The organism is Bradyrhizobium genomosp. I (2014) (assembly GCF_000261685.1).
Taxonomy (GTDB): Bacteria; Pseudomonadota; Alphaproteobacteria; order Rhizobiales; family Xanthobacteraceae; genus Bradyrhizobium.
In genome coordinates, this window is the sequence record NZ_AJQE01000134.1 from 19,562 (window position 1) to 30,367 (window position 10,806).

Below are 10,806 nucleotides of genomic sequence, written 5' to 3' on the forward strand. Positions count from 1 at the left end.
TGCGAGGCGCCGGGCTCGCTCCTCTCACGGAATTCTTCGATGCGCATCCCGCCGTCGCCGACCTGCCGCCGCCACGTTTTCGGGGCGCGCGGCTCTCGCACGTCAGGTCGCACGGCAAGATGTTTCAAGCCCGGCACGCATCATCGACGCATCTCCGCGCCTTTTGACGTGAATCAAGCCAAGCGCATCGCGGGCGCGATGTAGTTCGTCAGGCAGAGGCGAGGAGCATGACGATGGCCAACGCAAGAATTCTCGTAGTCTATTATTCCCGGACCGGCGCGACGCGCAAAGTCGCTCAATCCCTGTCGGATGCGTTGTCCTGCGACAGCGAAGAAATCACCGAGGCTGGTAGCCGCAATGGGATATTCGGCTATCTGCGCTCGGTCATGGAAGCGCGACGGCGGATCCCATCGCGCATCGCCGCCACCGTCAGAGATCCATCTCTCTACGATGTCGTTGTGATCGGAACACCGGTCTGGGCCTGGTCGCTATCTTCGCCCGTCCGTGCCTACTTGCTCGCAAACAGGTCGAGCCTCCCTGCCGTGGCGTTCTTCTGTACGCTTGGCGGGGCCGGCAGCGATCAGGTCTTCGGCCAGATGCGGGAACTCGTCGGCAAGCGACCCCTTGATTGTCTTTTCGTCGCTGCGCGCGACGTGGCATCGGCGAACTACGGACCGCGGCTCGCCACGTTCGTCGAGGCAATACAGCGGGCAATTGGGAACGGGCGCAGCCGTGCAGCGACGAGCGCGGCCTGAGGGTTTGCTCGTCCAGCGGTTTGGAAGGTTTCGCTGCATGAGGAGGCGGTCTCGGGGCCCGCGCCGAGCGTTGATCACGCGGAACTCGAAACCGGTTCCGGGAACGCGGGCGTGGGCTCGACTTCCCCGGCTAGATGCCGCCGCCCAAGGGGAGCGGACCAAATGAATGTCCCGCCTGCCTTTCCGGAAGCCAAATTCGTCGCCGGTAACCCCGCATTAACCAACGCCGGGCTCTGGTAAGAACAAACAAGTCGCGCCCGAAAGCCGTGTCGAGGCCCATAGTTTTGACATCTTGGCGGGGAATGCAGGCGGCCGGCTTTGGAGCAGCCCTGCACCCCAGAAAGACAAGGCTTTGAGCGAGCTTGCCGGCCGCGCCGGTTCTAGCGCGGCTGCTGGGGAACACCGGCAGCGATTTGCTGGCCGAAGGACAGTGGGTAACGATCGCCTTGAGAGGATACTGCTTATGAATCCGGCCGACGTGGCTCAGTCAGCCCTTCCGGTTGCTGCCTCCGCCGACGTGTCGCTGATTGCGCTGTTCTGGCAGGCTCACTGGATCGTGAAGGCGGTGATGCTGGGACTTCTGTCCTGCTCGGTCTGGGTCTGGGCGATCGCGATCGACAAGATCTTTCTTTACGCGCGCACGCGGCGCTCGATGGACCGGTTCGAGCAGGCGTTCTGGTCCGGCGAGTCGATCGAGGAACTCTATCGCACGCTTTCAGCCAAGCCGACGCATTCGATGGCGGCCTGCTTCGTGGCGGCGATGCGCGAATGGAAGCGTTCTTTCGAAAGCCATGCGCGCTCGGTCGCGGGCCTGCAGATGCGCATCGACAAGGTGATGAACGTCTCGATCGCGCGCGAGGTCGAGCGTCTGGAACGGCGCCTGCTGGTGCTGGCGACCGTCGGCTCTGCCGGCCCCTTCGTCGGCCTGTTCGGCACGGTCTGGGGCATCATGTCGAGCTTCCAGTCGATCGCGGCGTCGAAAAATACCTCTCTGGCGGTGGTTGCCCCCGGTATCGCGGAGGCGCTGTTTGCGACTGCGGTCGGCCTTATCGCCGCCATTCCTGCCACTATTTTCTACAATAAGTTCACGTCCGAGGTGAACCGTCAGGCCCAGCGGCTGGAGGGCTTCGCCGATGAATTTTCAGCCATTCTGTCGCGTCAGATCGACGAGCGGGGCTGATGGACGGCATGTATGGAGCGTTTTCGAGCGAAGTGGATACCGGTTCGCGTAAAGAAAACGCGTCAGGACAAGAATCTAGAGCCCCGTTCCGATTTCATCGGAACGGAATTGGCTCTACTGTGAAGGGCAAGTTGGGCACTCGATCATGGCGATGAACGTTGCGAGCTCATCCGGAGGCGGCGGGCGCCGCGGCCGGCGCAAGCCCGTGGTGGCCGAAATCAACGTCACGCCGATGGTCGACGTGATGCTGGTGCTGCTCATCATCTTCATGGTGTCGGCGCCGATGCTGACGGTCGGCGTGCCGCTCGATCTTCCTCAGACCCAGGCCAAGAGCCTCGAAAACAACGACCAGAAGCCGATCCAGATGTCGGTCGACATCAAGGGCAAGGTGTTCATCAACGACGCCGAGATCGCGATCAACGAACTGATACCCAAGCTGAAGGCGATCACGGATGCGCGGGGCGGGCTCGAGGAACGCATCTATTTGCGTGCCGACAAGAAGGCGGATTACGGCACGGTGGCCAAGGTCATGGGCCTGCTGTCGGGTGCCGGATTCAAGAAGCTCGCCCTCGTCACGGAAGCGGATCAGGGGTAAGCCGTGAAGGTGAAGGTCGACAAGACACTCGTTGCGTCGATTGCCCTCCATGTCCTCGTGCTTGGATGGGGGCTTGTCACCTTTAGCAGCAAGGCCTTCATCGCGCCGGAGGAGTCGCTTCCGGTCGACATCATCTCCACCGATCAGCTCGCGCAAATGATGTCGGGGCAGAAGACCGGCGACAAGAAGGAGCCGAAGCCCAAGGTCGAGAAGATCGCGGAAGCGAAGCCCGAGGAAGACGCCGTCGGCAAGGTCACCGAGAAGAAAGAGCTGATCAAGACCAATTCGCAGCCGGAGCCGCCGCCGAAGCCCGTTGAGAAGCCGGTCGAGAAGAAGCCCGAGCCGCCGAAGCCGGTTGCCGAGGCCAAGCCAAAGGAAGAGCCGAAGCCGCAGGAAAAGAAGCCTGATCCGGCCAAGGAAGATCCTATCGCCGAGCTCCAGAAGAAGCTGGAGACCAAGAAGCCGCCGCCCAAGCCCGTGGAGCAGAAGGTCGCGGCTGTGCAGCCTCAGCATCAGCCCAAGCCGAAGGAGCGCACCTTCGACCCCGCGCAGATCCAGCGCGACCTCGACAAGCGCGCAGCGACCCGGCACGAGCTCGCCGGCTCGGCCCTGAACGCGTCGGCCTCGCTGGGATCGACGAGCGGAACGGCTGCCAACAACGTCGCGACCTGGCAAGGCGCGTTCATGTCGGCGGTCAGGCGCTGTTTTACGCCAACCTATAACGGGCAGGACGCTGATCAATACGAAGTCGACATCGATATCTACATGAAGATCGATGGAACGCTGGCATCCGAGCCGGTTGTCGTTGCGGCAAGAGGACCGTCGCGGTCGATTGCTCAGGCTGTGGCGGAGAGTGGCAAGCGAGCCATCGTGCAATGTCAGGTCTATTCGTTCCTGCCAAAGCAACAGTATGACACCTGGAAAACCATTCCGATGCGCTTCGGCCTGAAGGATATGTTGTGATATCCGAACCAAAGAAATTTGCGATGAATGACATCCGATCGATGAATCGCCGCCGCTTCATGACCCTGACAGGCGCGGGGCTCGCCGCGCTTGGGGGTGGACGCGCCTTCGCCCAGGCCCAGCAAGGGCGGCTCCAAATCAATCCAACCGAATTCCAGCCGATCCCGATCGCGATCTCCAATTTCGTGCCGGGCTCGCCCTCCGACGGCGATGTCGGCAGCGGCGTCACACAAGTCATCACCAACAACCTGAAGCGCTCGGGCCTGTTCGCGCCGATCGACCAGGCCGCCTTCATCGAGCGCATCAGCAACATCGACGTCGCGCCGCAATTCCAGAACTGGAAGACCATCAACGCGCAGGCTCTCGTCACCGGCCGGATGACGCGGCAGCCGGATGGCAGGCTCAAGGCCGAATTCCGCCTGTGGGACGTGGTCACCGGCCAGCAGCTCACGGGACAGCAATATTTCACCTCGCCGGAATATTGGCGCCGCATCGCCCACATCATCTCCGACCAGATCTACGAGCGCATGACCGGCGAGAAAGGCTATTTCGACAGCCGCGTGGTGTTCGTGGATGAAAGCGGGCCGAAGGAGCGCCGCGTCAAGCGGCTCGCGATGATGGATCAGGATGGTGCCAATGTGCGCTATCTGACGCGTGGCTCCGACCTCGTTCTGACGCCGCGCTTCTCGCCGAACTCGCAGGAGATCACCTACATGGAGTTCGGCCAGGGCGATCCGAAGGTCTATCTCTTCAACATCGAGACCGGCCAGCGCGAGATCGTCGGCAACTTCCCCGGCATGACCTTTGCGCCGCGCTTCTCGCCGGACGGCCAGCGCGTCATCATGAGCCTGCAGCAGGGCGGCAATTCCAACCTGTTCGTGATGGATCTGCGCTCGCGCTCGACCACGCGCCTCACCGACACGCCGGCGATCGACACGTCTCCATCTTACTCGCCGGACGGCACCCGCATCTGCTTCGAGTCCGATCGTGGCGGCAGGTCGCAGATCTACGTGATGGCGGCTGGCGGCGGCCAGGCGCAGCGCATCTCCTTCTCCAAGGACGACACCAACGCCAGCTATTCGACGCCGGTGTGGTCGCCGAAGGGCGATTACATCGCCTTCACGAGGCAGGGCGGCGGCCAGTTCTCGATCGGCGTCATGAAGCCGGACGGCAGCGGCGAGCGGCTGCTCACCTCCGGCTTCCACAATGAGGGTCCGACCTTCTCGCCGAACGGCCGCGTCCTGATGTTCTTCCGCGATCCCGGTGGCAATGGGGGACCGTCGCTGTATTCCGTCGACATCTCCGGCCGCAACGAGCTGAAGGTGCCGACGCCGGGCTTCGCCTCCGACCCGGCATGGTCGCCGCTATTGTCCTCGACGTCGGGCTGACAAGATCGCAGCTGAAACATCGTGCGTTCAGACGTGCGATGTTTTCGAAAAAGCGCGCCGATTTTTTCGCGTTTGCTGCGCAAGGCAGGACTTCCTTCACCTTGTGCCCGGCAAGACTTGCCTAGTTGCTTGATATTTCAGCGAAAATCGGTTCGCTATTGCCGAAAAACAACCCGACTTTAACGATGTTCCCTCAGAAAGGCTTCATCTCGGCTGGGTAAAACTACGCGCCAAACAGGACGCGCGTACAAACCAAGATGCAGTTCGCAAGCCACAGCGCAGAGCAGGGACAGCCGCCGCCGGTCAACCCGGCAGCGCAGATCGATTCGCTCTTTGAAGCGCCGGGACCGCTGCTTGCCGGTCTCATCTTCGTGTCGATCGGAGCTGCACTGACTGCCCTGAAGACGGGCGAACCCCTCATTTGGGCGTGCGTGGCGCTTCTCGTCTTGGCCGGGACGGTGCGTGCGATCGATTTGCGTCGCTATCAGGCGCGCAAGTCGAGCGTGACCGCCGAGGCGGCCAAACGCTGGCAGACGCGGTACCAGATCGGTGCGAAGATTCAGGCCGCTGCGATCGGCACCTGGTGCGGCACGGTCCTGCTCGCCACCGATGACGCGGTCGCGCACATGATTGCTCTGTCGGTCACCACAGGCATTGCCGCAGGAGGGGCGGGGAGGGCGTACGGACGACCATCAATCTTCCATCTTCAGGCCCTGCTCATTTTCGCCCCGGCGGTCCTGGCATTGGCGTGGCGCGGCACGCCCTACTACGTCGCGATGGCGGTTGTGAGCGCTGCCTTCCTGCTGGCGATCATGCAGCTCTCGGTCAACCTGCACCGGATATTCATGGGAGCGGTGGTGGCGCGTGAACGCGAAGCGGCACTCGCGGGCCAGTTCGATACCGCCCTGAACAACATGCCGCACGGGCTTTGCATGTTCCACCTCGATGGGCAGCTTGCGGTGATGAATCACCGTTTCGCCGCGATGATGAGCCTGCCCGACAATCTGCCGCGGAGCGGCGCCAGCGCGCGCGACATCATCGCGGCGTGTGTCCAGGCAGGATCCGTCTCGGCTGCGAGCGGCGAGCAGATCATCGCTGGCATCGAGAGTTCGCGGGAGAAGGAGATCATCACCGCCGATACGAACATGGAGCGAAACCGGTCGCTGTCCTGGACCGTTCAGCCGATGGCGGACGGAGGGGCGGTGGTGCTGCTCGAGGATATTACGGAGCGTCGCAACGCCGAAGCCAAGATCAGCCATCTTGCGAGATACGACGACCTCACGGCGCTGCCGAACAGGGTCAATTTCCGCGACGAAATTGAGCACCTGCTGGCTGTCTCCCACGACGCGAAGCAACTCTCCGCGCTGCTGTTCATCGACCTCGACCAGTTCAAGCAGGTCAACGATACGCTGGGCCATCCCTGCGGCGATCAGCTTCTGTGCGCGGTCGCCAACCGCCTGCGCGAGATGCTGCGCCCGGAGGATTTCGTCGCCCGGTTCGGCGGCGACGAGTTCGTCGTGTTCCAGCAGAACCTCAATGCGCCCGAAGACGCCGCAGCGCTCGCCCGCCGCATCGTCGAGCGGTTGAGCGAGCGCTATCGCATCGACAATCATCTGGTCGAGATCGGCGCCAGCGTCGGCATCGCACTGACCTCGCCGGACGGCACCAGCGCCGATACGCTGCTCAAGAACGCCGACATGGCGCTGTACCGCGCCAAGGCCGATGGCCGCGGCACCTTCTGTTTCTTCCGCGACGAGATGGCGGCGACCGTGGAAGCGCGCCGCATCCTCGAGCTCGACCTGCGCAAGGCGCTCGCCAACGAGGAATTCGAGCTGTTCTTTCAGCCGCTGGTCAATCTGAAGTCCGGCAAGATCACCACCTGCGAGGCGCTGCTGCGCTGGAATCATCCCGTGCGCGGCACGGTTTCGCCGATCGATATCATCCCGGTCGCCGAGGACATGGGCCTGATCGTCGATCTGGGCCGCTGGATCCTGCGTCGCGCCTGCATGGAATGCATGAAGTGGCCGGATGGTGTCAGCGTCGCCGTCAACTTCTCGCCGCAACAATTCCACCAGCGCGATGTCCTGAGCGAAATCCGCTACGCGCTCGAAGTGTCGGGCCTGCCGGCGCATCGACTGGAGATCGAGATCACTGAGTCCTCGCTGCTGCGCAATACCCAGCTCACCCACGACATCCTGTCGCAATTGCGCGCGCTCGGCGTACGCATCTCGCTCGACGATTTCGGTACCGGCTATTCCAGCCTCAGCTACCTGCACAATTTCCCGATGCAGAAAGTGAAGATCGACCGCTCTTTCCTCGAAGGCATCGATGCCGACCGGCCGCTGACGCTGCTGCGCGGCGTCGCGCGGCTGTCCGCCGACCTCGGCATGGCCGTCGTGGTCGAAGGTATCGAAACCAACGAGCAGCTCGAGCGGATCAGCGCCGACGGCACCGTGACCGAAGGGCAGGGTTACCTGTTCAGCCGGCCCGTTCCGGCGGTGCGAATCCGCCAATTGCTCAACGCCTCGCATGGCCGTCGTATGCCTGACGACCAGCTCACCGTCGTGTCGTCGCGATCGGCCTGATCCTTTTCCTGGCAGCTCCTTCCTCGCAATTTCACCGCAATCGGCTCTCGCGAGATCCGTAATCTTGCGGGCCGCGAAGGTTAACCCTAACAGTTCTAAGGCTTTGCAATTTCGTTAAGGAACCATTAATCTGCTGCTACTCGCGGAAGTTGCTTGGAGTCCAGAGGTAGCAGATGAAGTCCGGAGCCGAACCGAATCCGGCGCTCCTTCCACGAGGCGCCGCGTTGTTTGACCGCATCGATTACCGACTCATCGAGACTCCCGAGGAAAAGGACAACCTGTATTTGATGCGCTACCGCGCCTATCTGCAGGCCGGTCTGATCGAGCCGTCAGCCTCGCTGCGCGTCAGTGATCGCTTCGACGAAACGCCCAATACCTGGAATTTCGGGATCTATGTCGATGGAGAGCTTTGCAGCTCCGTCCGCATCCACCTTCTGACCTCGGAATGGCGGATGTCCTATACTACCGAAGTGTTCGGCGACATCCTGCATCCCCGCCTCGATCGCGGCGAGGTCTTTGTCGATCCGTGTCGGTTTGTTGCGGATCCCGACAAGCACCAGCGCTTTCCCGAACTGCCCTACCTGACCGTCCGCCTGGCCTTTGTCGCATGCGATCATTTCAATGCCGACACCGGGCTTGCCATGATCCGGACCGATCATCAGGCGTTTTACCGCCGCATCTTCCTGCACGAGACCATTTCACCGGAGCCGCGGGGGTTTCCGGGGTGGCCCACCAAGAAGGCGGTGCTGATGGCCACTGACGTCCGGCGGCAGCGGGACAAGGTTCTGGCACGCTTTCCGATCATGCGCTCCAGCGCGTTTGAGCGGCGCATGCTGTTTGAACGCAGCACTCCGCGCCAGGCTGCCACGCGGCCGGCGTTGCTGACCACGCCGCGGAACCTGGATGTGGCGGCTCCAGCACTCGGTTCCGTCTACTAGGGCGTTCCATCTGCTCGATCGGGCCTAAAATTCCGGCAGAAGCCGGCGCTTTTGCCGCCGACTCGGCTTGCCTTCACCCTTGCGCCACATTTACAAATCATTAACCATGGCGGTTGCTTTTCGCTGATTGGGGGCATTTGAGCGGCTGAGGCAAGGTTCCGTCAAGGTTGACGGAACGTTCGCTTAACCAACCCCCTGTAGACCGGACAGCAGTGGACTAACGTGAGCGTGGAGGCTCCGGAATGAAACATCCTATGCGTATCCTCCAGGGATTGAAGCTGGTCGCGGTGCTTGCCGTCGCGCTGTCGATGGGCGCCTGCGCCAACAAGAATGCTGCGACGGATGCGATGGCCAATGCGGCGACGCCGGGCAGCCAGCAGGACTTCGTGGTCAACGTCGGCGACCGCGTGTTCTTCGAAAGTGACCAGACCGATCTGACCCCGCAGGCGATCGTGACCCTGGAGAAGCAGGCGCAATGGCTCCAGACCTATCCGCGCTACAGCTTCACCATCGAAGGTCATGCCGACGAGCGCGGCACCCGCGAATACAACATCGCGCTTGGCGCCCGCCGTGCCCAGTCGGTGCGCTCGTTCCTCGCTTCGCGCGGCATCGATCCGAATCGTATGCGCACGATCTCCTACGGCAAGGAACGGCCGGTTGCCGTCTGTAACGACATCTCCTGCTGGTCGCAGAACCGCCGCGCAGTCACTGTGTTGAACGCGAGTTCCTGACGTTCAGTCAGGCGCCGTTCAGTTTCGGAAATGGACTATGCCGGCGCCCTCTCGGGCGCCGGTTTCGTTTCAGCATTCTGTGACAGAAACCCCTTGGTACCAGTCACATTTTTGGCGTACTCCACTTCAATGTGTGGCGCGTCGAATGTTCCGTCGCAGGCCATTTCGCTTTTGTCGTCAGGGCAAGATGTCATCCAGATTGAAGGTCTTTACCGGCACCGTGGCGACCGCCGCGCTGCTCTCTTTGTGCTCGCCCGCACTTGCGCAACCGGTCTTCGCGCAGTCGGATGATGCCGACCCGGAGATGCGGATCGAGCGGCTCGAGAACCAGCTCCGCCAGCTCACCGGCCAGAACGAAGAGCTGCAATATCGCAACCGCCAGCTCGAGGAGCGGCTGCGGGCGCTCGAAGGCGGCGCGCAAGGCGCACCCGGGCAGGCGCCCAACGTCGCGGCGATGCCGCCCGCCCAGATCGCGCCAACTCAGATCACGCCGGGCTATCGCCAGCAGCAGCAGGCCGTGCAGCCGAACTACGAGCAGCCGCAGATCGCTGCTCCTGCGCCGATCGTTCAGGAGCAGCCGGCGCCCGGCGCCCCCGGCTCGCGCCGCCGCGGCGATGCGTTCGATCCGAACCAGAATCCAAACGCGCCTGGCGCGCCCCGCGCGCTCGGCGGCGGCCAGCAGCCGATGCCGTCGGGAGCACCGGGCGGCCGCGGTGCCGGCGAGCCGCTCGATCTCGCCAACACCGGCCCTCGCTATCAGCCGGAGGCCGCGCAGCCCGGCTACCCGCCGGCCCAATCCGGCAATCCCGCGCCGGCCGGCGGCGCTGGCCTGACCACCCTGCCGCCCTCGGCAACGCCGCGCGACGAGTTCGACCTCGGCATCGGCTACATGCAGCGCAAGGACTATGCGCTCGCCGAGCAGACCATGAAGAACTTTGCGCAGAAATTTCCGAGCGACCCGCTCGTGGGGGACGCGCAATACTGGCTCGGCGAGAGCTACTTCCAGCGCCGGCAATATCGCGACTCCGCGGAAGCCTTCCTCGCCGTCACCACCAAATACGAGAAATCGGCCAAGGCGCCGGATGCGCTGCTGCGGCTCGGCCAGTCGCTCGCCGCGCTGAAGGAGAAGGAGGCCGCCTGCGCCGCCTTCGGCGAGGTCGGCCGCAAATATCCGCGCGCCTCCGCCGGCGTCAAAGCGGCGGTCGACCGCGAGCAGAAGCGGGCCAAGTGCTGACGTCTTGGGTCCTGACAACGCGGATGGTGCTGCGCTAAACATCGCACCCATCCACTGGCGAGTGTCAGGGCCGCGTCATGTCAGACGACGACAATTCTCCCATCTCGGCGCGCGTGGCGAGGCGGCTCTTCGCCGGCCTGAAGGCTGCGCCGGCGCTGGTGCTCGCGGTCTCCGGCGGGCCCGACTCGGTCGCGCTGATGTGGCTTGCGGCACGCTGGCAGCGCAGCCTTGTGCGCGGCCCGCAACTCACCGTCGTCACCGTCGATCACGGCCTGCGCCCCGAGGCAGCCAGCGAGGCACGCCAGGTCAAGCGGCTCGCCGCCGAGCTCGGATTGCCGCACCGGACCCTGCGCTGGCGCGGCGCAAAACCGAAGACAGGGGTGCCTGCGGCGGCGCGCGAGGCCCGTTACCGGCTGCTGGCAGCGGCCGCGCGTGCC

The 10,806-nt window shown here is 63.4% G+C and carries 10 protein-coding genes; all 10 read left to right on the forward strand.

The annotated features are described in order from the left end of the window. Positions 1-227 precede the first annotated feature (227 nt). Positions 228-755 (forward strand): flavodoxin family protein, encoded by a 528-nt coding sequence (locus IC50_RS12540; RefSeq protein ID WP_050990971.1) that lies wholly within the window; start codon positions 228-230, stop codon positions 753-755. A gap of 463 nt (positions 756-1,218) precedes the next feature. Further along, on the forward strand, positions 1,219-1,935 hold the full coding sequence (gene tolQ, locus IC50_RS12545; RefSeq protein WP_028180156.1) for a protein TolQ: 717 nt from the start codon (positions 1,219-1,221) through the stop codon (positions 1,933-1,935). A 145-nt stretch (positions 1,936-2,080) separates the two neighbouring features. Continuing rightward, on the forward strand, positions 2,081-2,530 hold the full coding sequence (gene tolR / locus IC50_RS12550; protein ID WP_028152217.1) for a protein TolR: 450 nt from the start codon (positions 2,081-2,083) through the stop codon (positions 2,528-2,530). A 3-nt stretch (positions 2,531-2,533) separates the two neighbouring features. After that, positions 2,534-3,493: a hypothetical protein gene (locus IC50_RS12555; protein WP_035704642.1), complete on the forward strand. Its 960-nt coding sequence runs from the start codon at positions 2,534-2,536 to the stop codon at positions 3,491-3,493. Between the two features lie 41 nt (positions 3,494-3,534). Further along, positions 3,535-4,881 (forward strand): Tol-Pal system beta propeller repeat protein TolB, encoded by a 1,347-nt coding sequence (gene tolB, locus IC50_RS12560; protein ID WP_035704659.1) that lies wholly within the window; start codon positions 3,535-3,537, stop codon positions 4,879-4,881. Positions 4,882-5,138: 257 nt separating this feature from the next. Beyond that, positions 5,139-7,466, forward strand: coding sequence for a putative bifunctional diguanylate cyclase/phosphodiesterase (locus IC50_RS12565; protein ID WP_035704644.1), 2,328 nt, complete (start codon positions 5,139-5,141; stop codon positions 7,464-7,466). A 173-nt stretch (positions 7,467-7,639) separates the two neighbouring features. Continuing rightward, on the forward strand, positions 7,640-8,404 hold the full coding sequence (locus tag IC50_RS12570; protein WP_035704647.1) for an N-acyl amino acid synthase FeeM domain-containing protein: 765 nt from the start codon (positions 7,640-7,642) through the stop codon (positions 8,402-8,404). Between the two features lie 242 nt (positions 8,405-8,646). Further along, positions 8,647-9,135 (forward strand): peptidoglycan-associated lipoprotein Pal, encoded by a 489-nt coding sequence (gene pal / locus IC50_RS12575; RefSeq protein ID WP_035704649.1) that lies wholly within the window; start codon positions 8,647-8,649, stop codon positions 9,133-9,135. Positions 9,136-9,322: 187 nt separating this feature from the next. Further along, positions 9,323-10,369: a tol-pal system protein YbgF gene (gene ybgF, locus IC50_RS12580; RefSeq protein ID WP_035704651.1), complete on the forward strand. Its 1,047-nt coding sequence runs from the start codon at positions 9,323-9,325 to the stop codon at positions 10,367-10,369. Positions 10,370-10,446: 77 nt separating this feature from the next. Then, positions 10,447-10,806: ATP-binding protein (locus tag IC50_RS12585; protein ID WP_035704653.1), on the forward strand; the 360-nt coding region annotated here is incomplete at its 3' end.

Bases quoted from the DNA above. Each gene is read 5' to 3' on its own strand.
- IC50_RS12540 (WP_050990971.1), top strand. From the start codon at position 228: ATGACGATGGCCAACGCAAGAATTCTCGTAGTCTATTATTCCCGGACC.
- tolQ (WP_028180156.1), top strand. From the start codon at position 1,219: ATGAATCCGGCCGACGTGGCTCAGTCAGCCCTTCCGGTTGCTGCCTCC.
- tolR (WP_028152217.1), top strand. From the start codon at position 2,081: ATGGCGATGAACGTTGCGAGCTCATCCGGAGGCGGCGGGCGCCGCGGC.
- tolB (WP_035704659.1), top strand. From the start codon at position 3,535: ATGAATCGCCGCCGCTTCATGACCCTGACAGGCGCGGGGCTCGCCGCG.
- IC50_RS12565 (WP_035704644.1), top strand. From the start codon at position 5,139: ATGCAGTTCGCAAGCCACAGCGCAGAGCAGGGACAGCCGCCGCCGGTC.
- IC50_RS12570 (WP_035704647.1), top strand. From the start codon at position 7,640: ATGAAGTCCGGAGCCGAACCGAATCCGGCGCTCCTTCCACGAGGCGCC.
- pal (WP_035704649.1), top strand. From the start codon at position 8,647: ATGAAACATCCTATGCGTATCCTCCAGGGATTGAAGCTGGTCGCGGTG.
- ybgF (WP_035704651.1), top strand. From the start codon at position 9,323: ATGTCATCCAGATTGAAGGTCTTTACCGGCACCGTGGCGACCGCCGCG.